At 34.1% G+C, this 20,091-nt stretch carries 30 protein-coding genes; 5 read left to right on the forward strand and 25 right to left on the reverse strand.

Annotation, left to right across the window (positions count from 1 at the left end):
* Positions 1-8 precede the first annotated feature (8 nt).
* A complete protein-coding gene (locus BFM98_RS01840) occupies positions 9-1,217 on the reverse strand; it encodes a PBSX family phage terminase large subunit (RefSeq protein WP_066036397.1) in 1,209 nt (402 codons plus the stop codon).
* Positions 1,217-2,143 (reverse strand): terminase small subunit, encoded by a 927-nt coding sequence (locus BFM98_RS01845; RefSeq protein WP_083225197.1) that lies wholly within the window; start codon positions 2,141-2,143, stop codon positions 1,217-1,219. Before BFM98_RS01845 ends, BFM98_RS01840 begins: the two co-directional genes overlap by 1 nt.
* A gap of 242 nt (positions 2,144-2,385) precedes the next feature.
* Between BFM98_RS01845 and BFM98_RS01850 the strand changes: the two genes are divergently transcribed.
* On the forward strand, positions 2,386-2,895 hold the full coding sequence (locus BFM98_RS01850) for a hypothetical protein (RefSeq protein ID WP_139111212.1): 510 nt from the start codon (positions 2,386-2,388) through the stop codon (positions 2,893-2,895).
* A gap of 354 nt (positions 2,896-3,249) precedes the next feature.
* On the opposite strand, the gene BFM98_RS01855 is transcribed toward BFM98_RS01850, so the two are convergent.
* From BFM98_RS01855 to BFM98_RS01940, 17 genes are all read right to left on the reverse strand, one after another.
* Positions 3,250-3,477, reverse strand: coding sequence for a hypothetical protein (locus tag BFM98_RS01855; RefSeq protein WP_066036399.1), 228 nt, complete (start codon positions 3,475-3,477; stop codon positions 3,250-3,252).
* A 226-nt stretch (positions 3,478-3,703) separates the two neighbouring features.
* A complete protein-coding gene (locus BFM98_RS01860; protein ID WP_066036539.1) occupies positions 3,704-3,907 on the reverse strand; it encodes an Acb2/Tad1 domain-containing protein in 204 nt (67 codons plus the stop codon).
* Positions 3,908-4,244: 337 nt separating this feature from the next.
* On the reverse strand, positions 4,245-4,484 hold the full coding sequence (locus tag BFM98_RS23240) for a DUF3953 domain-containing protein (protein ID WP_368664801.1): 240 nt from the start codon (positions 4,482-4,484) through the stop codon (positions 4,245-4,247).
* Positions 4,485-5,085: 601 nt separating this feature from the next.
* The gene (locus tag BFM98_RS01865; RefSeq protein WP_066036400.1) at positions 5,086-5,517 is read right to left on the reverse strand and encodes a helix-turn-helix domain-containing protein; all 432 of its coding nucleotides are present in this window, start codon (positions 5,515-5,517) and stop codon (positions 5,086-5,088) included.
* A 795-nt stretch (positions 5,518-6,312) separates the two neighbouring features.
* A complete protein-coding gene (locus BFM98_RS01875; RefSeq protein ID WP_066036402.1) occupies positions 6,313-7,251 on the reverse strand; it encodes a hypothetical protein in 939 nt (312 codons plus the stop codon).
* Between the two features lie 10 nt (positions 7,252-7,261).
* On the reverse strand, positions 7,262-7,891 hold the full coding sequence (locus BFM98_RS01880) for a hypothetical protein (protein ID WP_066036403.1): 630 nt from the start codon (positions 7,889-7,891) through the stop codon (positions 7,262-7,264).
* Positions 7,884-8,354 (reverse strand): hypothetical protein, encoded by a 471-nt coding sequence (locus BFM98_RS01885; RefSeq protein ID WP_066036404.1) that lies wholly within the window; start codon positions 8,352-8,354, stop codon positions 7,884-7,886. The genes BFM98_RS01880 and BFM98_RS01885 overlap by 8 nt, the downstream gene beginning before the upstream one ends.
* A gap of 141 nt (positions 8,355-8,495) precedes the next feature.
* Positions 8,496-8,756: a hypothetical protein gene (locus BFM98_RS01890; protein ID WP_066036405.1), complete on the reverse strand. Its 261-nt coding sequence runs from the start codon at positions 8,754-8,756 to the stop codon at positions 8,496-8,498.
* A gap of 220 nt (positions 8,757-8,976) precedes the next feature.
* Complete coding sequence (locus BFM98_RS01895) at positions 8,977-9,156, reverse strand: hypothetical protein (protein ID WP_066036406.1); 180 nt, start codon at positions 9,154-9,156, stop codon at positions 8,977-8,979.
* 180 nt (positions 9,157-9,336) lie between these two features.
* Positions 9,337-10,278: a DnaD domain-containing protein gene (locus BFM98_RS01900; RefSeq protein WP_066036407.1), complete on the reverse strand. Its 942-nt coding sequence runs from the start codon at positions 10,276-10,278 to the stop codon at positions 9,337-9,339.
* Positions 10,279-10,302: 24 nt separating this feature from the next.
* Positions 10,303-11,040 carry a PD-(D/E)XK nuclease-like domain-containing protein gene (locus tag BFM98_RS01905; RefSeq protein ID WP_083225223.1) on the reverse strand — a complete coding sequence of 246 codons (738 nt, stop codon included), beginning with the start codon at positions 11,038-11,040 and terminating at the stop codon, positions 10,303-10,305.
* Positions 11,041-11,056: 16 nt separating this feature from the next.
* Positions 11,057-11,956 (reverse strand): hypothetical protein, encoded by a 900-nt coding sequence (locus BFM98_RS01910; protein ID WP_066036408.1) that lies wholly within the window; start codon positions 11,954-11,956, stop codon positions 11,057-11,059.
* Between the two features lie 68 nt (positions 11,957-12,024).
* Entirely contained in the window at positions 12,025-12,309 is a 285-nt protein-coding gene (locus BFM98_RS01915; RefSeq protein ID WP_066036409.1) for a hypothetical protein, read from the reverse strand.
* Positions 12,306-12,590 carry a hypothetical protein gene (locus BFM98_RS01920; RefSeq protein ID WP_066036410.1) on the reverse strand — a complete coding sequence of 95 codons (285 nt, stop codon included), beginning with the start codon at positions 12,588-12,590 and terminating at the stop codon, positions 12,306-12,308. The genes BFM98_RS01915 and BFM98_RS01920 overlap by 4 nt, the downstream gene beginning before the upstream one ends.
* A gap of 18 nt (positions 12,591-12,608) precedes the next feature.
* The gene (locus tag BFM98_RS01925) at positions 12,609-12,905 is read right to left on the reverse strand and encodes a hypothetical protein (protein ID WP_066036411.1); all 297 of its coding nucleotides are present in this window, start codon (positions 12,903-12,905) and stop codon (positions 12,609-12,611) included.
* A gap of 243 nt (positions 12,906-13,148) precedes the next feature.
* Positions 13,149-13,352, reverse strand: coding sequence for a hypothetical protein (locus BFM98_RS01935; protein WP_066036413.1), 204 nt, complete (start codon positions 13,350-13,352; stop codon positions 13,149-13,151).
* A complete protein-coding gene (locus BFM98_RS01940; protein WP_066036414.1) occupies positions 13,349-13,549 on the reverse strand; it encodes a helix-turn-helix domain-containing protein in 201 nt (66 codons plus the stop codon). The genes BFM98_RS01935 and BFM98_RS01940 overlap by 4 nt, the downstream gene beginning before the upstream one ends.
* Before the next feature lie 99 nt (positions 13,550-13,648).
* Here BFM98_RS01940 and BFM98_RS24370 point away from each other — a divergent pair, with 99 nt between their 5' ends.
* Positions 13,649-13,777 (forward strand): hypothetical protein, encoded by a 129-nt coding sequence (locus BFM98_RS24370; RefSeq protein ID WP_256389903.1) that lies wholly within the window; start codon positions 13,649-13,651, stop codon positions 13,775-13,777.
* On the opposite strand, the gene BFM98_RS01945 is transcribed toward BFM98_RS24370, so the two are convergent.
* Positions 13,764-13,964: a hypothetical protein gene (locus BFM98_RS01945; RefSeq protein WP_066036415.1), complete on the reverse strand. Its 201-nt coding sequence runs from the start codon at positions 13,962-13,964 to the stop codon at positions 13,764-13,766. The genes BFM98_RS24370 and BFM98_RS01945 overlap by 14 nt on opposite strands.
* Before the next feature lie 143 nt (positions 13,965-14,107).
* Between BFM98_RS01945 and BFM98_RS01950 the strand changes: the two genes are divergently transcribed.
* On the forward strand, positions 14,108-14,479 hold the full coding sequence (locus tag BFM98_RS01950) for a DUF2513 domain-containing protein (protein WP_066036416.1): 372 nt from the start codon (positions 14,108-14,110) through the stop codon (positions 14,477-14,479).
* On the opposite strand, the gene BFM98_RS01955 is transcribed toward BFM98_RS01950, so the two are convergent.
* Both BFM98_RS01955 and BFM98_RS01960 read right to left on the reverse strand, forming a co-directional pair.
* Positions 14,465-14,695: a hypothetical protein gene (locus tag BFM98_RS01955; RefSeq protein WP_139111213.1), complete on the reverse strand. Its 231-nt coding sequence runs from the start codon at positions 14,693-14,695 to the stop codon at positions 14,465-14,467. The genes BFM98_RS01950 and BFM98_RS01955 overlap by 15 nt on opposite strands.
* 42 nt (positions 14,696-14,737) lie before the next feature.
* Positions 14,738-15,004, reverse strand: coding sequence for a helix-turn-helix domain-containing protein (locus BFM98_RS01960; protein WP_175400696.1), 267 nt, complete (start codon positions 15,002-15,004; stop codon positions 14,738-14,740).
* Between the two features lie 166 nt (positions 15,005-15,170).
* On the opposite strand from BFM98_RS01960, the gene BFM98_RS01965 reads away from it, so the two are divergent.
* Both BFM98_RS01965 and BFM98_RS01970 read left to right on the forward strand, forming a co-directional pair.
* Complete coding sequence (locus tag BFM98_RS01965; protein WP_083225203.1) at positions 15,171-15,827, forward strand: LexA family protein; 657 nt, start codon at positions 15,171-15,173, stop codon at positions 15,825-15,827.
* Between the two features lie 88 nt (positions 15,828-15,915).
* A complete protein-coding gene (locus BFM98_RS01970) occupies positions 15,916-17,817 on the forward strand; it encodes a recombinase family protein (protein WP_066036418.1) in 1,902 nt (633 codons plus the stop codon).
* Positions 17,818-17,851: 34 nt separating this feature from the next.
* Here BFM98_RS01970 and BFM98_RS23245 read toward each other — a convergent pair whose 3' ends face one another.
* The 3 genes from BFM98_RS23245 to comGA are packed head-to-tail and all read right to left on the reverse strand — an operon-like array spanning position 17,852 to position 20,028.
* The gene (locus BFM98_RS23245; RefSeq protein ID WP_254659975.1) at positions 17,852-17,950 is read right to left on the reverse strand and encodes a prepilin-type N-terminal cleavage/methylation domain-containing protein; all 99 of its coding nucleotides are present in this window, start codon (positions 17,948-17,950) and stop codon (positions 17,852-17,854) included.
* Positions 17,951-17,960: 10 nt separating this feature from the next.
* A complete protein-coding gene (gene comGB, locus BFM98_RS01975; RefSeq protein ID WP_048392259.1) occupies positions 17,961-19,034 on the reverse strand; it encodes a competence type IV pilus assembly protein ComGB in 1,074 nt (357 codons plus the stop codon).
* On the reverse strand, positions 19,009-20,028 hold the full coding sequence (comGA, locus tag BFM98_RS01980) for a competence type IV pilus ATPase ComGA (RefSeq protein ID WP_066036419.1): 1,020 nt from the start codon (positions 20,026-20,028) through the stop codon (positions 19,009-19,011). Before comGA ends, comGB begins: the two co-directional genes overlap by 26 nt.
* Between the last annotated feature and the right edge of the window lie 63 nt (positions 20,029-20,091).

Below are 20,091 nucleotides of genomic sequence, written 5' to 3' on the forward strand. Positions count from 1 at the left end.
ACCACTCCTTATCGGTTCTTTCCTGTGATGATTTCTTTGTAATAATGCGTATAAATCGCATAGCGTAGAGCATCCAGTACGTCATCCCACAATTTAACTGGTTCTCCTGTACTCGAATTCCACACGTATTGAAAAATTTCATCTTCAAAACGTTTTACTTTATCACGAACAATAAATAATCTTTCCAATTTGAATCGTCTAGCTACTTCTTCAATCCCTGCAACAACTGCTTTCTTTGCATTGAATGCTCGTATTTTTTCGCGTTTGAAACGTGCAACATGTTCTGGTCGAGCTGTATCACAATAAAAGTTGATATTGCCATAACGCTCTTTAATATCTTTCGCTATCTTTACCCAATCATCAATCTCATAATATTGATGAGCATGCTCTTCACACAAATATACATCGCCTTGGTCGTCTTCTGCCAGTACAACAATAGATCCGAAGTGCTCATATCCCCAGTCAACGCCAGCAAAATATTTTACGATATTCTTTTTGGCAAATTCCTCTAAAGAAACATAATGTACTTTCTCTTTAAAATCTTTATATACTATACCTTCTGCAGCTACCCAGCGTCCGTGAATATCACGTTCAGTAAACATACCTGAAGGTGTACTTGCTACAATTGATTCGATATATTCCTCATCTAATTTATCGTTATCAAATAAAGAAAAATTGAATACGCGTATGTTCAAACGACCACTTTCTAAAGTTTGACCATCTTTATCAATGTAGTCTTTCTTGATACTGTGTGCTGGATTCTCCGGGTTTGTATCAATTAATATTCGAGCTCCTGGGTAAGAACAACGTGAAATAACTTCTTTTACAAATGTGTCATGTAATGCGGTTCCTTCATTGACGAAAGCCCCTGCTGCAGTAAAACCACGTGCCTTTTTCCATGAATCTGCTTTTGCCCCATCAAATACATATACTTTATTACCGAAAATCGTAACAGCATTGGCCTTATTGAGCTTTAATTCTTTGCCCAATATCATTTCCATATCATCTAGTACGTTGCGTCGTATACTCGCTTGTGTAGCGCCACCGATGATAAAAGATAACCCTTGTCCTTCATACTTTGAAATATGCATTAAATAAAGCAAGATAAACACAAATGTTTTTCCTGCTCGCTTTGCGCCACTCGCGACTATGATTTTTGGTTTTTCTTTTACGTACGAATCCATAACGGTCTGTTGCTTTTTTGTTAATTCAGCCATTACTCTTCACCAGCCATGCGACGTAACATTTTCGCAATCTCCGATTCTTGCTTATTACTATCAGGTTTTTCCAGTTTATCAATTTCAACTTTTGTTTTATCAATGTTCAACTTGGCTTGCTCATTCTGCAACTGCTTACGTTCATTTTCATTGAGTAAATCCGTATACTTTGCAAGAAATGCAAGTGCTGCCATCTTATCAGCAAGTTTAACTTTGAACATGCCGTCTTTACCTTTCGACAATTCAGTTATGAGCATGCCGTCAATCTCTTCTGAATGATGCATAGAGAATTTTGTATACGTATATGGTACTACTTCTGTTTTCTCAGACTTCTTCGAGCCATCAGGATTATATTCAACTGTTGTCTCTGTTGCTTCCGAATCAACTTGAGTAAAATCAATGAAGTCCGTTATGTCCGCAAAGGCGATAGCTTTATACTTCTCTAACACATCAAATTTATCTAAATCAAGACTCTCAAGCCTTTGCTTTTTCAATTCAGCAATAGTTTCTTTCACCTTAGCATTACTTAGCAATCTACTTCCGTTCGCCATCGCTGCTTGATAGCTGCAATCATACACTTTTTTGTATGCACTTGTAGCATTCAGTGACCGAACATAGTACATACAAAAAAGCCGTTGTTTATCAGTTAATCCGTCCTCTGTTACCAAAGTGGAAATGTCATCTGATTCGGCGACTTTTTCTTTACTTTTTTTCGATTGTATTTTTATCGGAGTACTCCGTTCGCTTGATTGGAGTACTCCGTTTAATTTTCCTTTCCAATTATCCTTTGATTTAGATTTCCATGAACCAATGGTTTTTTCTGATACACCCAAGATTTCCGCGATGGCACGGTTAGTTATTTTACCGTCATGTTGCATATAAATCTCTAGTGCTTTATCGCGATTGGGATCACGAACCCGCGCCATAATATCACCTCTTTAAAAATAAAATCTAAAAATGTATAATTTATATAAAAATTCGTTGGAGGTTTTAGTATGTTTAAACGAACTATAGATAAAGAGCCATATAGTGTATTTCTTTTTTTTTGATATTAAGTTCTTCCTATTTTACAATTTTTTCTATAACTTTTCTTATATGCTATAATACTTACCCTTTGTTTAATCAATCATTAGAATCAATTTTTTACAGTAATATATTGCTTATTGGAATGCCACCAACAGTATCTATCGTTTTATCATATTTAATTATTATTTTTATCCTTTATCGAACTAATAGTTTTATAAATAAAAATTTGGTTTCAAAGGTTAAAGATCTTCTTGCACAAATAAGTGTTTTTCTATTGATATTGGTTAATGCCATTAATTTAATTAATAAAGAATCAAAACTTAATTTAATTCCTGTAGTAGAAGAAAAGTCCGATTTTATCAGTAAAAATATTTTGGAAACTTTAACATTAATGTTTGAACAGATAAATTTAACTTACACAATCCCTATACTATTTAGCATACCCACCATTATATTGTTAGCTATAGAACATACTAGTTTTGCAAGCCAAACTTATAAACATATAAAAGGTTCACATAAGAAAAGCACACGCCTTCCTCTAGCAAAAAGCGAAAGAGTTATTGAAGGTGAGAGAATTGTTTTTGAAATAAAATTAAATATTGCTGAATCCAGGAGACTATTAAATAAATTACATAATAGAGTTAATCAATGATACACTTCCCACCACCTATACCTGAGCTTTAATAGCCTCTAGCTGTCCCTTCCTTAAATCTTTAAAAAACTAAGACAACCGTAACTTTGATTAGTTACCCCATGTAGCAGTTGTCTTAGTTTCGACTCTTATCACTCTCATTATTATTAATACATCTGTTTTTTACGAAATTCGCTTTGTACCAATGTTTAGTTTTTAAGTTTATCTGGATAGTTGTCAGAATTGTTCATAAACAGTTGTTTCTCTATTATCATTCTTAGAAATTGTAACTACGATGTCCAATGGCATTACCCCAATATGCTAGTTACTTTGTAAAATAAAAAGCACCCTAATCGGATGCCTACACTGGATTTCTTAAGTATTTAGTTTTCTCTTCATTTCTTCGTTGAAGTCTACTTTTACTGCAAATATTTCTGCACTCATTTCCATTGATAATGGCGTATGAACAACTAATTCAATTTTATACCAATCAACATCAGTTGATAAATATTCACCTTCAACTGGTATCCTGTCAAAATCAAAATATCTGTTATCCCAATTTACATCACCAGCATCATGAAGATGTACAAATACACTTTTCATCATAACCACCTCCCACCCAATCATAAACCAGAAGATGAAATATATGTAATAACTATCTGCTCTCAAAACCACACCAAACTCCGCCCTATCGGTTACTAGTACATGCCTGCGCTCCTCGGTATCTAATGTTCCTGATAAACCTGGTCACCCGTAAACCAATCCTTTTTATTTGTATGGCTGTTTGATGCAGTTTTCAAAGCAAAAGAAAAAGCCCTTTGAAGGGCTCTTAATTACGTGCAATTGAAGCGTTAGCCCACATTACAGCAGTTTCGAGGTTAGTGATAGCTACTGATCTTTCACGACTGTTTGGACACACTTCATCGATTAAATAAGCAAGCTCCTTCGCTTTTTTGCGAATAGCCTCATACTTTGCTGGTTGCCCCTCTTTCGGACTGTGATACTTAAAGTTGTTTTCGATTTGTGGATTCACTGGACGAGGCTTAAAACCTCCATTTGCTAAACATTCTGGACAAAATTCTGTTTCTGCCTGATTATTGCATTCAATTGAAAAGCATTTGTTTTTGTTACCCATTAATTACATTCCTCCTTTTCTTTAGCAAAAGAAAAAGCCTCCATCCTAAGATGAAAGCTTTGCTATTGTGGTAAATTGCCGAGTGCTCTTTTCCGACTCGTGGTAGAGCCACACCACGTTATTTTGTAACGAATTGTGTTCTAATTTTTAGAGTGCATTTCTGTGCACTTTGTTGATGTAGTAAGTTTGACTGAAATTATGGAAAGTGGACGAAGTTCGCATATAAACCACTCCTTTATTTAAAGAAGATTTGAATTGAAACAAATATTGAAAATAAAAATACCCCAATATGGAACCAACCAGAAACTTTTCTCTCTCTTTGAAATTCTTTTATTCCAAGAACTAAAATCAATAATCCTAAGAAGAATAACACTAGGAAACTCAACTGGTAATCACTTGTTATCATTGAGTAAGTTGAGAGTGATACTACTATGATTGAAAAAATAATTTGTAATATTGTTAGCAAATTTACCATCACCTTTTAAATATTGTAGTTTGATTATACAATACAAAAGACGATATGGATATAATTACCATCTTTTTATAGGCCGGCCATGTATGTCTTGCTCCGAACGAATTTGCTCGGCGCAGGTCGGTCGTCGGTCTGTCTTTCCCTAATATTTAGGTTTTGGAAAATACCAAGAGAGGAAAACCTTACCGCGCCGACCTACCTCCGAGTTTACAATGGATTTTTTGTTTCTCAAACTATTAAACTTCTCCGTCATTTGATACACATGCAACAAATGATACATTTGCATCATGAGTACAATCCATGATACAAAATAAGACAGAATAATACCCCAATTACACTTGGCAATTGGGGTATTGATTATTTGCGGTTAGCTAAAAAAATTAAAAGTAATATCCAACCATATGGGATAATTATATGAATAAATAAAATACTAATTATATTACTCATTTTTAACCCCTCCTCTCATTTAAATTAAATTCGAGGAATAAGATTGAACTTAGTGTCTGGGCATTTGTGAAATACCCATGTTGAATTGAGTTTTATATTTCTGAATTATAAATTATTCTAAATTATAATCATTAAAAGATAAAGTAAAATCTGTTGATTAAACCATCTGATTTAAAATATTATTTCTCACCCTAGCAATAGTTGTGCCAGATAACCTCATGAGCTTTCCAATAGCTCGCATGCTATCCCCATCAAGCAGTCTATGCAAGACTTCAATCTCTCTATCACCTTGCACCAATGGAATACGCTTTTGCACTTCTGCAATCTTTTGCTCATATTCCTTAATACGATAATTTAACGAATATACACGACGTTGTACTTCTGTAAACACTGGATCACTTGTACCTCCGCTTGCCTTTGGTAGAGTTGCTTCAATACCATACATAGCTGTTTTCGCCCCAATGTAACTATTGTTATTTACCTTTGCTACTGGCTGCCGTGCTTCCTCAATCGTTTCAACCATCCATCGATAATTTCCAATCCACTGTAACAAATTCTCTTTCGTAACTTTAATTTGCCCTTGATTCATAGGTTTGCCCTCCTATACCAGCTATTAGTAGTTGTGCTATAATGACTCTGTCAAGCCATCAAAGGGCATAAACCAATTAGAGCTGTAGCGTGTGACGACGCTACGGCTTTTTCGTGCTTTCAAACTAATAATTTGTTATAATTTTCTAAAATTGAAAGAAGGTGAAATATGGATAAGTTATTTTCTTTAATAGATACAAACCCCTTCCAATTCTATTTAGCATGTATAATCATTGCGGGGTTTGTGGGTCTGGCTATACGGTTTATTCGTAACTCTTTTGAAGCCTTACTAGAGTTCGCACTGTCATTCAGTGTCGTTCGGTATACCGTTCTCGCATGTCTATTAATCTTTGTTGTTAAAACGTTAGTCTGGTAGAAGATTTCTATCAGACTAACTATTTTTATCATATTGCGCAGTAACTACACAACTGCACTGGCATAAGCGATTTCGCACAATATGCCACACTCGCCCATGACTTCAACTTCAATTCTTCCTCGTTCTGGGTCTAACTCGTCTAAGTAAAACCCTTTAATGCAAATGTCCGTAAGGAGACATTCTACCAATTCAAGAGTTCATCCGTGTCCAGAATCCAAACAAAATGATATAATAGAAATTTCTTAATACTTCAACATGCTCTAGTTAAATCTGTTTTAAAATAATGTACCAATATCAAATAAAGAAAAGGAGGCACCAACAGAACAGGTTTTTACCCGTTTGTTAGTGCCTCCGGTATTTTCCGTAAAAGCATAATTTTCCATTATTATTATTAAACATGATTACATAAATCTTAAAAGTTTATAATATACTCTCTTTGATTTTATCTATAATTGATTTTCCTATTTTTTCAAAGAATTCATTCTCTATTTTTTTACTCCATTCTCCATTTTCTTTATCCAGATGGTAGCTTTCAATAATTTTAGGTAATATTTCTAAATAAAGTCTTAATAATATGTTACTTTCTCTCTCATTTAAGGGTTGGAACATAAAATCACCTGTATATGTATCTATATCGATCTCTAAATTACCCTTTAAGTTTATAGAAAAATCTAGTACATCTTTATAATAATCAACTTGTGCTTTTATATAATTTATTTCATTTTCATTTTCAACCTTTGCCTTATTTTCAAATAAGAATGCTAAGGTGCTCAACTGATTCATAATTAGATTTCCTGTACCAATTATTTCAGCAAGCCTATCTTTGCGAGCACCTTTAAAACCAATTATTTTAGTCAATATTAGTTTATAGTTTTTTGAAATTGAGTTTGTTCCTTTGTCATTCATTACTCTATAAATCATCCAAGTAAATAGGTCTTCTTCAAAATCAATTTTTGACTCAGTTATCTGCAAGTTCTTAGTACAATTATTTAATTTTCTTAGAATAGTTTTAGTATTGCTATTGTATGATCTATTAATAATAAATTGCGTTCTATGCCCATCTGAAAATATTAAAACTTTTACTTCTATTTCCTGAATACGATTGGTCTCTATATCATCTGTTTCAGAACCAGATTTAATTTTTTCAAAAATAAACTTCATTACATTATAAATTATCGGAGTATTATTAATCGAAATTTCTAGATTTTCTTCAAATTCTTTACTAATCTCAAATTTAAGAGGTTTATTAGGATTTAATGGATCATACTCAACACTATGCCATAGCTTGTAGTTCAACATATTTTGAATGATACTATCCATATCGTTGATCTCTTGATCATTATTCCATCTTGAATACATCGTTTTCCCCCTAACTTAATTTAATTTTTATAGTTTTGCTATTATGTTTAATAAATGCTTTTTGAATATAATTTAATTTTAGTTCTTGATATACTTCTTCTTCATTTTTTTTCACACTACTTGTTCTAATTAAATCAATAAATATAACCCTCTTAAATTTAATTTTTTCTCGGTTCTTAGTAATTTCATCTATCGAAATCAACAATACATTATTTTCTACTTCCTTAATATAATGTAAATTTTCAGGCTGAACATCTAGCCATTCTGGAAAAACTATTTTCAACTCTTGTTGAAGTTCTCTTCTTTTCCCTTCTATTTCTATATTTAAAAAAGCTCTAACTGGATCATCGGTGTTTAATACAATAGTATCTGATTCATCTCTCATACTAACAATTTTAGTATCTATGAATAATCTATTAGAGTGAAATAAATATAGAATAATTGAAATAAAAATACTTACCAATATTTGCAACAAACTAAAATCTATTAACCAATGAATTCTTGAATATTCTTTAATAGACCCAAATAAATTTGTAATATTTAAATTAATTGATAATAAGCCAATAACAATTAGAAGTATAACTATATTTCTTATATTTCTGTAAATTTCTTTTTTAGTTTCTTTTTTTAGTTCATTCATAAAAATATGATATGAGCACCGGTTTAATTATTTTACTAAAGAAATTATTAATTTCACTGCGACCATACAATACACCATTAGACATTAGTGTAAATTTATTACCATCACAGTATAAAGTTATAGAATTTATATCTATACAAGAGGTATCATTTGTCCACTCTAATTGTTCTTTTAGTCTTATAAATAAAAGCGGATTCTCACGTATTTCTCTCACTAATTTTTCTACATTATCACTTAGATCTTCATCTGTACTCTCAGACATTTCTACATTCATTAAAATACCTTTTTTTAACAAAACTGATTCAATTATTTGTAGCATTATCTCAGAATTTACTATCAATTGTTTATAACCAGCTTTTCGTGCTTCATTTATTATTTCATAGTATCTTTGTTCACTAGGTTTATACTTCTTAATTATAAATTCATCATGTTTCTTCCTAAACATCTTTCCATATGTATCCATTATGTGCTCCCTCCTTTCCATTTATAATATATATTACCTATTTAATTTTGTCACTACACATAAAATAAGTTAAAAGAGTTCTTTTTTGGAAAATAAATTTATTCAAAAGTAATGTTATTTATAAAATCCATTTAGTCAACGTCAATTTTCAAATTTAATTTCTGTATTAAATTCTTTTCTACAGGAAGCGCATTTACATTCATATATTTGAATTAAATTATTCCCTTCTTCTATTTCTATAACTGGCTCGTAAAAGCGATATAAGTTTGATTCACTACAATAAGGACACTTTTCAGAAGTTGTTAAACTCCCTCCTTGTTTATTTGGTTCGTCGCTATTCACAGAATAGATAGTTCTAATTTCACCTGCAAATTTATCGTTAAATGGTACTAAATAAGTCATTTTATGTTCTCCTTTCTTTTATACACATTTCCCTATACCACTAAATCCCATACATCTCTTATGAATAAATATATTATTCAAAGTTTCTTTCGATATTCCCACAATCACAAAAAAGAACATACGTTCTTATTTCATTATACAAACACACGTTCTTATCCGCAACATGAATTTCCTTTTCATACTTCGATGTTGATGAATTTTACTTATCCACAAAATCTTTTTATTTCTTAAGTACCCCAACACGTCTACGCTTGCTTTCGCTCACTTCAAACACTTTGCCATGTTGCCACTGGATAGAGTCTTGTCCATACTCTTTAGGCTCTAAAACCTCTACAATTGCCCCTTGTTGAACGATGTAAACACCATCGCCTAATGCCCCTAAATTAACTGTATTGCCCATATTAGCCCCTCCCTGCTATAATTTCCGTACTGTAAATTGTTAGAACGTTTAAATGTAAAATACTATTCAACCATACCCAACGCTATCCACTCCAAATTCCCCAATAAATTGTTCACCACAAATCACTCTAATAACACCAATGCCTACCATAATAAAATTTCAATTCACTTGGCATTTATTCTATCCTCCCAACATTTCAAGTATTTTTTGTCTTTCAGCCTCAAAGTCTAACGTAGAATTTTTAGGTTCGGAGAGGTGTTCTTTTTCATTACGATTATCGAACCATTCAGGAACTACTTCAGTTCGTCTATTTTGCTTATTGTTTTGTTGAGGTCTAGCTCGTTGTTGAGCTTTTACCTGCTGACTCTTCCAACGCAAATCTTCGGCCTCAACTGCTTCAAGTGTTAAGAGCTTTTTATTACGCCAATCTTTTAAGATAGTTTCAACGTAACCCCAGTTAGTTTTTCCGTTCAAAATTGCTTTCTCCATAGCTTTTATTACTAAGGGCTCTGAGAGATCTTTAATCCATGAGTCGATTTTGTACACGATTAGAGAACCTAATGCTCCAAAGTGATTTTGTTCGTAAAAGGCAAATGCATTTTGTGGAGTTGTAGTTGAAGACTTTGAAGCTGCGTATGCAGGCTCCTTATCATCATCATTATTATTTAATGTATTAGTATTTAGTGAATCAGTACTTAGTGTATTAGTACTTAGTAGTTGCGGATTTTCCGTGAACGGTTTATCCGTCGACGGTTTTTCCGTTAGTGGTTTTCCCGTATACGGTTCATCCGATGATGGATTATCCGTAAGTGGTAAATCCATGTACGGAACTTCATACACAATGGTAACGTAATCAAACTTCCCACCTTCAACACGTCGTCGTTCTTTTTTTACATATCCAAATTTCTGTAGCTCTCTTAATCCAGCAGTAAACGAGTCCTTGCCATCTTTTGCCCATTGCTGCATTTCCTCGTTATAAAATGTCCAATCATCAGGCTTAGATAGCATGAATACATGTATTGCTTTAGCTTTCCAACTCAATCTTGTATCCTGGATGGAAGTATTGTTAATGATTGTATAATCTTTATTTTTTTCTACTCTTACGATGCTTCTACTTTCCATCGTTGTCCCTCCTATATGCTTTCATCATTCTAATAAATAGCCAACTTTAATTGTTTTAGTAAGTTGTTTAGTCATACGACAATATTCGCATTTTTCACATCGTACTGGCTCTTTTCTAGAGCTTTTAGCTTCAATAATGCTAGGTAACATGGTTTTTACATACTCAAATTCAAAATCAAAATCAGGTATTTCAAACTCCAATATTTCCTTATCCGGAGGTGTTTCCTTAGTTACCACAACGAGATAGGGATCATAATACTGTCCTGTGTTTTGATAGATTATTTCGCGATAAATTGCCATTTGTAGTACATAATCATAAGCCTCAACGAACGAAACATACTTATTGTACTTTTCACTCCAATACCGTTTATAAAGGCTCTGAGTGGTCTTTAAATCACTGAATGATTTACGGTCATGGTGTATAGAGTCAACTTTGACTTTCCAAGGTACTCCAAAAAGCTCACCTGTAAAAATAACTTCTTTTTCACCTTCAAGAGCAAACATTGCAAATCGGTCATTTTTTAAAGTTTCTATCATACTTTCTGCTTGCTCAAAGTCAGCGTATTTTCCTCCACGACTTTTAAAAATGCTGTCATGATGTTTCTCACAAAACTGGGTAAAAGCTTGGTCACTTTCGAAAGCTGCGTGTGTGTAGGAACCAACAATTAGGGCTGTTGATGAAGGACGAATAAACTCGCCCTTCAACTCAGCCACAAAGCTTGCTTCACATTTCACAGCACTTTTAAACTGAGATACTGACATATAGTATTGATTAGCCTCATTTGAGTGGTAATTCTGTCTGTTCAATTGGAATGACTGTATCATCTTGCTTCACCTCAGATTTTGGTTGTTCTTGTGATTTTTCAAACTCAGCAACTAAGGAACTTTGCTTCTGTTTAGCTGTATCTTTGTCAAACCAATCTTCTACCTTTGTCATACCATCACATAGAGAATTGTAGATTTTGCCCAAATCAATATAATCTCTTTCTGTAAATTCACTAGTTTTATAACCAAACTTTTCTTCAACCATTTCTTGTGTGACTTTGAAATATTCTTTTAGCATTTTTAAAGCATTTGCTAGTCGATCTTTTAGTGGCTCAGTGTTATTCCCTTGTAATGTCAACTCACATTCTTTTAAAGCTCTTTCAACGATGTCACCTGGAATGATGCCAAGAATACATGCTCTTAGTCTACGAGAACCATCATTTGCAACCTTTTCATAAATATCACGTGGATCAGAGAATGTTTTTAACCCATTTTTTGTTTTTATTGAGTGTTTAACTGTAAAAGTTTTTTCTTGTCTTGTATTTGTTTCTAGATCCCAACAAAATGCCATAGCTGTTGATTCACCATTTCGTTGTTCTAATTCTTTAACACCAAAAGAAATATTCCCCCAATTTTGCGCTAAAACCTCTGCAAGCCGAATTGAAGGTCCAGTAACATTTGTACCTGCTCTTGGATACGAATACATTGCTGACTCTGCAAGTGAGAAGCGTTTGCAAGCATCTAGGATTCTTCTCTCAGCTTCGTAATAATTTCTTGGATAAGACTTTGCCATAAATATTTGTCCTTTCACTTCCTCCATTTCACGAGAGAAACTAACTTGTGTTAGTACCCCTCCCCCTTGCGATGATTGATAGGAAGTAGGGTTGTGAAATTGATCAGTTAAGTTACTCATTGAAATTCCTCCTATAGTGCGCTATAATGACGCTAATAATGTTTGTTTAGACCACTCTGCCAAGTGGTTTATTTTTTTGTATGAGCAAAGCCATAATGCTTTTCCACATACTCAATAACCTTTGAATCACTCATGTCGTAAGTTGTATAGTCCTTATATCCAGCAGCCAAATAATCACTGATATTGTCAATGTGAATCAATGCATCACCTATCTCAAAATACACATCACCACAAGCTATAAAACTACCAAAATCATCGTGCATTTCAAAAGATACAGCTGGCTCATAAGGTGCATCTGGATAATCAATACGCCCTAGTACCATTGGATTTTCTATTTCCATAAGTGTTCTCATGCAATCGCCTCGTCCTCTCTTTCCCAGCAGATAAATGCAATACCTTCCTTAATAATTCGGAATTGTTTCCAATGTGCATCGTCATAACCTAACGTGCTCTCAATTTCACAGACACCAAGTTTTTGAATAGCTTCTTTTGTGTGCAATTGAACAAGAACATTAATATGATGTGTGGTACTAGCACAGTATTCTAAATTAAGAACATTCTCAGGAGCTACACCGTATTGCTCCAAAATCTTTGGCAATTTAGCAATCTTAGATAATGCATTAACTAATTTCATACATATCAACCCTTTCGTCTATTTGATGGAAAAGCCTGTCGCCATACGCAAACTTTGATTCTCGAGTTTTTTCACCGCCTTCAGTGAAATACCACGTTTGGTTAAATCATTTATTAACCCTCCAAAACTTCTGTTGTCCTGCAGTTGGACCTCTAGGCGTCTAATAGTATATTGTGCCTGTGTTATCCGCCATGCACATTCTGCAGCCAGGTGGTATGTTCCTTGTTGCTCATGAAATTTTATAGCAGCTCGTAAATCCTCTATACATGCTTTCTTTGCAGCAATTTCTAGTTCCAGCTTCGTTACAATGTTCATAGAATAAATGCCTCCTACCAATGCTTATTAAGATTTTTATAATAATCAAAGAGCCCTTTTTTTCTTAGAGAAGTTACTTTAGTTTGAACAGTATGTTCTGTTCGCCCAATAGCAAATGCTATAGTCCTCGTATGGTCGACCTCATAAAATTTACATATATATTCGAGTTCACTTTCTGAAAAAGGTTTTCCATGCGAAAAATGAAACTCTGGGTGATACCGCATACGCCCAAAATTGTCATAGCTAATTGCTGTGTTCTCCATTGTGCTCCCCTCTTTCTAAACCTTGATGAACTAAAGTCCAAAGATCGCGAAGGGGCTTATCACCATTGCCCCACATCCGCAATATTTCGAGCGCTAAAGCCTCATTCTTGTTTGATAACTCAGTTAGCTTTTCAGGTAAAAATGCGCGAATTTTAACTAACTCCATATTTATAGTGTTTTTCATTGTTCTGACTCCTTTCTTAAATCATCCAAACTCACTTCTAGAGCATCTGCAATTTTACACATTACTCGAAATGTGGGATTAGGATTATCACTGTTTTCTATCATTTGGAGAGTAGATTCATTTATCCCTGATAGTTTTGCAAGTCGATATCTTGATAGATTGCGATACTCTCTTAGCTCTTTCAAACGAATACCCAATATATAGTTCACCTCCCATTTGATTACAACAATATAATGTGATATATTAATAAAACAGAACAAATGTTCTTTTCTAAATAGAAAGGAAGTGAATTACTTATGGCTAATAAGAAACAAACATCTAAAAGTATTGCTAGTAAGGCTAGTAAAATTTTAAAAGACGGTCGATACAGCAAAACTGCTAAATCTGTTGCTGGCTCGGCATTAGCTCAAACTAAGAAGAAATAACCTTGAAAGTTTGAGTTACCTGTATGGAAATAATCATTTCTCTTTGTAGAAAAACAGTGTAGTTGCTTGCATTTACTCCAATAAATTGACCAGGAGCTACACTGTCTACCTCTTGCGGTATGTTATTAAAAAGCTCCACATCCTCATACTCATCGCCATTTACAAGAATCAAACGCTTGACTTTCACTTATACAAGTCCCCCCTTCTCCTGATTAACGTTTCCACCGTTATTTATTAGCTACAAGTCCAATGCTAGTTCATCGGCTTCCAGCTCAGCACATGTGTTACTAGTTTGGTATAATTCACCTGTAGAAGGCGAGGTGAATATATATGAAATTAAATTTTGATGCTATTCGAGAACTACTACTTGTAATTGAAGAACAGCCAAGGAACATTAATCTTAACCAAGTTATTTCTGACACAAGACTTAAAGAGTTTGAACCAAATGATCTAGGTTATGCGCTTGAAAAAATGATTGAGTCTCGTTTGTTAATTGGACAAGTAGCAAAATCTAAAATGGGTATCAACTTCTATATTGATTCCATAAGTCTTGAAGGGCATCGCTTTATTGATACAATCCGTAATGATACTCTATGGAATAAAACCAAAGCAGTTATGACACGAACAGGAGCAACAGCTATCAGCATACTTATGTCTACTGCATCGGATATTTTCAATAAATACATTTCAGATATCATCTAGTCCAGCAACGTCAGCATAAAAAGTTAAAGTCACTGTAGAAAATTTAGAAACACCGGAATTCAGTGTGACATCTAATAGCCTGTGAATAAGAACTCCGTCTATTTGAATACCTTTGCCAATAGATACTTTATTGAGTTTTGAATCGAAATCATAAATAGCTTTACCTACCTTACTCGTTGCACCAACAACCTGTGAGGATTTTTTATTTTCTTCCACCATCTCACCCCCTCTTAAATCAAATTTTGTTGCAATTAATGACTAGCTCGTACAAGATAATTCACGATTCATTAAATTACCGCTAAAAGCGTTATGTGGTCCAAAAAAAATATAATCTAATGGACAAACATATAGTTCTGATACTTTTTTCATCATATCGAAAGTGATTTCGCTAGAATCAACTTCTAACTTTCTCAATGTCATAACGCTAATACCAAGATGCTTAGCAGCTTCATCTTGGCTCAGATTAAGACGTACACGTAAACTTTTTAATGTTTGTTTTACATAAATGGGTACAATTTTTTCCACTGTTGCCACCTCCTATTAGTTTTGTTGAATTCAATATATCACGCTAAAAGCGGTAAATCAACTTATTTTTTTCTAAAAGCGGTATATTTTTTCTAAAAAACACATATTATTGTGTACTTTATATGCTAAAAGCGTTATCATTAAAAATATAAGGAGGTGAAAACAATTGAAAGATACTACGAAACTAGTTTTTTCTAAGAATTTAGAATCTCTACTATCTAAAACAGGTAAAACGGTGAGTGATTTATCTAACGATATAGGTATCTCTTATTCCACTGTTTCTGATTGGAAGAATGGAAAAAAGATGCCTAGAGGTGGATCCTTACAAACGTTAGCTGATTATTTCAACGTAAATCTATCTTCATTGCTAGAAGAAAAGAAGACTAATTTAATAGAACTTTCACAACCATCGTCAGAATATACTTATTTCCCTGTGCACGCTTCAGCAGGTGTCCCAATACGAATTGATAGTTTAACGGATGCAGAGACTATTACAATTCCAGACGCAGTTTTAGGTAGACATGCTGGAGATGATGAACTATTTTTTATGCGTGTAAATGGAGATTCGATGAATAAAGTAATACCTCATCAATCTCTTATTGGTGTGAAACCTATTCAAATTAATGAACTAAAAGATGAAGATATCATTGTGTATAGTGATGGATATAACTACTCAGTCAAAAGGTTTTATCGAGATGGAAATCGGTTAATTTTTAGACCTGAGTCATATGATGCTAGCTTTACTGATTACACGGTTAGCGAACCATACGAGGACTTGAGATTACATGGCAAAGTTGTTATTTATATTGTTAACTTAGATTAATACTTAACGTTAAGCATTAAACCAAGAAAAGAGCAGACTCATTTGTCTAGCTCTTTTCTTATAAACTTCGAAAGGAGATTAAACTGAAATGACCGTAAAAGAAACTGCAGCCAAAAATATTTTACGTGTAGCTATATACGTTCGTGTATCTACCCGCAATCAAGAAGACAAATATAGTTTAGCTGCCCAAGAACATGATTTAGTAGAATATGCCTACAAACAAAACTGGCATATCGTTGAAGTTTTTAAAGATGTAGAAAGTGGCGCAAAGTTCGATAAAAAAGGATTAACAGCTTTAATGGATTGTGTAGATGATGGCCTAGTAGATATTGTACTAGTAGCTGATCAAGACAGGTTATCACGCTTAGATACATTGAATTGGGAAGAATTAAAATTAGTGTTGCGTGAAAATAATGTAAAAATTGCAGAACCAGGCTTAGTTATTGACTTAGAAAATGAAGATGATGAATTTCGTTCTGATTTATACAACATCATTGCGAGACGAGAGCGTCGTTTATTTCGTAGGAGATCCCAACGAGGATTACGCCAATATGTACGCGAGGGCGGAATATACGGACGTGTGCCATTTGAATATATTTATAACAAGGAAACAAAAGAAGTATCCCTTAATGAGGAATTTTCTTGGGTTATATCATTCATCGATGAATTATTTTTACAAGGATATGGCCCCTCAAGTATTGCTAGACGCTTGAATAAAATATCACGAACACCAAACGGTGCTAAATGGCATGCCAACACAGTGTACCAAAGATTATTAAACCCAGCTTACTGTGGTGAGTACAGCGTAACATTTATGAATGGTGAAACGATTACCATTAAGAAGAAATATCCCATATTGCGAACAGTAGAAACTTTTGAGCGCATACAACGCATCATCGAAACAAATGCTAAGCCATTCTCTACAACCCGAAAACATCATCATCCATTAGCTAAGCTGCATATCTCATGCTCTGAATGTGGACGTAAAATATCTTTACAGCAAGGCGATAAATCACAATACGGTGGATATAGATGGTATTTAGCACATAATAATGGATTAGCTGAGCCTTGCCCCTACGATCCGAAATATAACGCTGTTCGCATTACTAGACCCCTTGTATTGGCAGTTAAAAATATTTTGCTGAGCGAAGAAACTGCGAAAAGATATCTAGATATTGAATTCAAAGACGAATCTCAAATTACCCAGCTGGAGCAACAAGCATCCAATATACAAAAAATGATGAGCGATAATAATGGGAAAATTGATAAGTTGCTTGATTTGTATTTAGATAGCAAGCTGACAAAGGAAAAATATGAGGAAAAAACAAAGTCAATCGAAACAGAAAATGCGAATTTAAAAGCGAGCTTTGATGAATTGAACATGAAAATAGATTTGATGAAGGATGAGAAATATAGTTATAATGTGTTGCTTGATAATTTAGCAGTAGTAGAAGAACATTTGTCGACTATCTATCGCATTGACACAGAATACAGCGAGAAAGATAAAGAGGATTTAATATCAGCACTGTTTGAATATGCACTACTCTCACCAGCTGATAACACCATCACGTTTAAATTTACTACAATCAATGATTTCCCTATTGATTTAAAGATTAATATTGATGAAACAAATCTGGAATATGAAGAACGGTTATTACAACAACAAAGAGAACGTTACGAAGCTACACAAGCTATTTTGGATGCACAGCCTTCTCCAATATCATTTATGGAGTTAAAACGACTGTCTGGACTGAATGCACAAACTTTGCGACTAGATGAAGAACGCTTCGGACCCTATTCAAATTTAAAACTAGGTAAAGGCAGCCCTGAACGAAAAGCAGAAATTATTGAAGGTATTAAAAGGTTAATTACTTTCAATCCAAACATGACTAGTATAGAGATTGCTAAAGAATTGGGTAGTTCACAGGGCACCATACTAAAATATATAAGAGAAAATAACTTGCGTGAAGGTAGACAGCACAAGGGTTGAGGAGGTGATATGTACATAAACACTTATTAATATGTTAAACATTTTGAAATTGTATAATTAGGATGGATATAATTAACAAAACTATAAGCATCTCAATTAAAGTAAAACCAGCTTGTTGGTTAAGACGTTTCATCATCTTCCTCCTAAACTAATTCAATCATGTGATAGATGGGTAATAATAAACTGATATAAGCCGCTATTATACAAGCAGCTATAAGGATAAAGAAACTTGGCTGCACAAAAGCTAATATTTTTTGCAAAAGCTGTTCCTGCTTTTCCATTAATAAATCGCTATACAATACTAACTCTTTTCCTAAATATCCGCTGTGCTCGCCATGCTCAACGAACATCGGAAAATCCTTTTGAAAAACGGCCATGATCGTTACCGCGTGTGTGAGTGATTCCCCAAAGATGACTCTATCTTTTATACGCTGTGAAAGAACTTGAAGAAATGGTTGTAGTTGCTGTTCCTCTAATAGCTGTAGGCTTGCTTGTAATGAAAATCCACTTTGTAGTAAGCTTCCTAAATAAGCAGCAAATTGCCTTGTCAAAGTCAACCTAAAATAGCGTTGTATAAAGGGGATTTTTAATAAGACTGTAAGTTGATGAGCAACAGCTTGTCGTTTAAGATAGAATCGAAAAAGGAATACGCTACCTATTACTATGAACATGGTCGAGATAACTACATCTGGAACATGCAATAACAGATTGGACAATGCAATGCTTGTCTCTTCTGTTTCAGAGGTACGACTGCCGACCATTCTTTCAATGTTCGGCAAAAAAAATGTACGAAACACAAAAAATAATAACAATAAAAAGATAATCAGTGTGACAGGATAGATCAGCAGCTTGATTAACTTTTTTTTAGTCTTTTCACTTACTGTTATCTGTTTAGCTACACCTTTAAATGCTTCTATCATGTGGCCATTGTTTTCCGCCACCTTAATTGCCATTAAATAATGATTCCCTAGCTGTAATGTTTCAAATATCCCTGCAACGCCTACTCCTTGTCTGAGCTTTTCATCAATTTGCTGCTGTATGTCCTCATGTGCTTCAATATGATGAGGTAGTAGCATGGAAATAGCTTGGGGAAATAAATATCCTTCCTGCATTAATACACATAAACGATTGAAAAGCTGAGCTTGCTCCTTTACCCGCCATTTCGTAGCCCGATTATAAAAAAGAACAATTTTATCGATGTATGTTTGTAACTGCATATAGGCTCTCCACTAATTCTTTTTGTCCCATTAATGTTAAATCATAAGGAAGTTTGTAATTGCCCTTATCTTTGATGGCGGTGATGGCTCTTGATAGATGGTCATCATGTAATATCTCATAGACAGCTCGACGTTCTTCATGTATAGCTGAGGTTTGAACAAGCATTTGGGCAACTATACCGATAACCGTTTGACGAAGCTCCTCTATCGACACACCTAAATCCATTAAACGGTAGAGACAATTAATGGAGTCTTTTGCATGAATAGTGGAGACAACTAAATGCCCTGTTAGAGAAGCTTGGATGGCAATATTTGCTGTTTCTCTATCGCGAATTTCACCAATCATAATGACATCAGGTGAATGGCGCAAAATGGCTTTTAATCCTGCAGCATATGTAACGCCTGCTCGCTCGTTGACTTGAATTTGAAGTAAATTGGCTTGGCTGTTTTCTACAGGATCTTCTAAAGAAATCACATGTCGATTCAATTCTGTGGAACAGTAGTGGATGAGGGAATAAAGTGAAGTAGACTTGCCAGAGCCGGTTGCTCCCGTAAAAAACAGAAGACCTTGTCGGTTTTGTACCAGCTCCATGAGTTGGTAAGCTGCGCTTTTGGAAAAGCTTAGGGAAGTTAGTGGAAATGCATGATTTTGGAGAAGTAAACGAATAATTAAGCTTTCTTTTAAAAATACAGAAGGCAGTGTGGATACACGAAACGAATAAGAATTTTGCTCCATTGCCTTTTGAAAGGCACCGCTTTGAGGTTTACGACGCTCACTAATATCTAATTCTGCAAGAAATTTATAGTAAGAGATCATTCTTTCTGCAAGTTCATGAGGTAGCTCACCAGCGTGGAGAAGTTTATCATATTTTCGAAAATAGATCCGATATTTTATGTTTCCTGGAACTAGCAATAAATCGGATGCTCCAAAATGATAGGCCTTTAGTAAAAGTTGCTCACATTTTTGTTCGACAACTGTTTCAAAATTCTGCATATATGCACCTCTCTTTTAGTTCATTCGAATATGACCGCTCTATTCGTTATTTCCTAGTATAAG

The sequence above is a fragment of the Lysinibacillus sp. AR18-8 genome (genome assembly GCF_001705465.1).
Taxonomy (GTDB): Bacteria; Bacillota; Bacilli; order Bacillales_A; family Planococcaceae; genus Lysinibacillus; species Lysinibacillus capsici.

Bases quoted from the DNA above. Each gene is read 5' to 3' on its own strand.
- BFM98_RS23245 (WP_254659975.1), bottom strand. From the start codon at position 17,950: ATGAAACGTCTTAACCAACAAGCTGGTTTTACTTTAATTGAGATGCTT.
- BFM98_RS01885 (WP_066036404.1), bottom strand. From the start codon at position 8,354: ATGGATACATATGGAAAGATGTTTAGGAAGAAACATGATGAATTTATA.
- comGA (WP_066036419.1), bottom strand. From the start codon at position 20,028: ATGCAGAATTTTGAAACAGTTGTCGAACAAAAATGTGAGCAACTTTTA.
- BFM98_RS01900 (WP_066036407.1), bottom strand. From the start codon at position 10,278: ATGGAAAGTAGAAGCATCGTAAGAGTAGAAAAAAATAAAGATTATACA.
- BFM98_RS01935 (WP_066036413.1), bottom strand. From the start codon at position 13,352: ATGAAAAACACTATAAATATGGAGTTAGTTAAAATTCGCGCATTTTTA.
- BFM98_RS01875 (WP_066036402.1), bottom strand. From the start codon at position 7,251: ATGTATTCAAGATGGAATAATGATCAAGAGATCAACGATATGGATAGT.
- BFM98_RS01890 (WP_066036405.1), bottom strand. From the start codon at position 8,756: ATGACTTATTTAGTACCATTTAACGATAAATTTGCAGGTGAAATTAGA.
- BFM98_RS01880 (WP_066036403.1), bottom strand. From the start codon at position 7,891: ATGAATGAACTAAAAAAAGAAACTAAAAAAGAAATTTACAGAAATATA.
- comGB (WP_048392259.1), bottom strand. From the start codon at position 19,034: ATGCAGTTACAAACATACATCGATAAAATTGTTCTTTTTTATAATCGG.
- BFM98_RS01970 (WP_066036418.1), top strand. From the start codon at position 15,916: ATGACCGTAAAAGAAACTGCAGCCAAAAATATTTTACGTGTAGCTATA.
- BFM98_RS01895 (WP_066036406.1), bottom strand. From the start codon at position 9,156: ATGGGCAATACAGTTAATTTAGGGGCATTAGGCGATGGTGTTTACATC.
- BFM98_RS01850 (WP_139111212.1), top strand. From the start codon at position 2,386: ATGCCACCAACAGTATCTATCGTTTTATCATATTTAATTATTATTTTT.
- BFM98_RS01845 (WP_083225197.1), bottom strand. From the start codon at position 2,143: ATGGCGCGGGTTCGTGATCCCAATCGCGATAAAGCACTAGAGATTTAT.
- BFM98_RS01910 (WP_066036408.1), bottom strand. From the start codon at position 11,956: ATGAGTAACTTAACTGATCAATTTCACAACCCTACTTCCTATCAATCA.
- BFM98_RS24370 (WP_256389903.1), top strand. From the start codon at position 13,649: ATGGCTAATAAGAAACAAACATCTAAAAGTATTGCTAGTAAGGCTAGT.
- BFM98_RS01855 (WP_066036399.1), bottom strand. From the start codon at position 3,477: ATGAAAAGTGTATTTGTACATCTTCATGATGCTGGTGATGTAAATTGG.
- BFM98_RS01950 (WP_066036416.1), top strand. From the start codon at position 14,108: ATGAAATTAAATTTTGATGCTATTCGAGAACTACTACTTGTAATTGAA.
- BFM98_RS01905 (WP_083225223.1), bottom strand. From the start codon at position 11,040: ATGTCAGTATCTCAGTTTAAAAGTGCTGTGAAATGTGAAGCAAGCTTT.
- BFM98_RS01920 (WP_066036410.1), bottom strand. From the start codon at position 12,590: ATGAAATTAGTTAATGCATTATCTAAGATTGCTAAATTGCCAAAGATT.
- BFM98_RS01840 (WP_066036397.1), bottom strand. From the start codon at position 1,217: ATGGCTGAATTAACAAAAAAGCAACAGACCGTTATGGATTCGTACGTA.
- BFM98_RS23240 (WP_368664801.1), bottom strand. From the start codon at position 4,484: ATGGTAAATTTGCTAACAATATTACAAATTATTTTTTCAATCATAGTA.
- BFM98_RS01915 (WP_066036409.1), bottom strand. From the start codon at position 12,309: ATGAGAACACTTATGGAAATAGAAAATCCAATGGTACTAGGGCGTATT.
- BFM98_RS01865 (WP_066036400.1), bottom strand. From the start codon at position 5,517: ATGAATCAAGGGCAAATTAAAGTTACGAAAGAGAATTTGTTACAGTGG.
- BFM98_RS01925 (WP_066036411.1), bottom strand. From the start codon at position 12,905: ATGAACATTGTAACGAAGCTGGAACTAGAAATTGCTGCAAAGAAAGCA.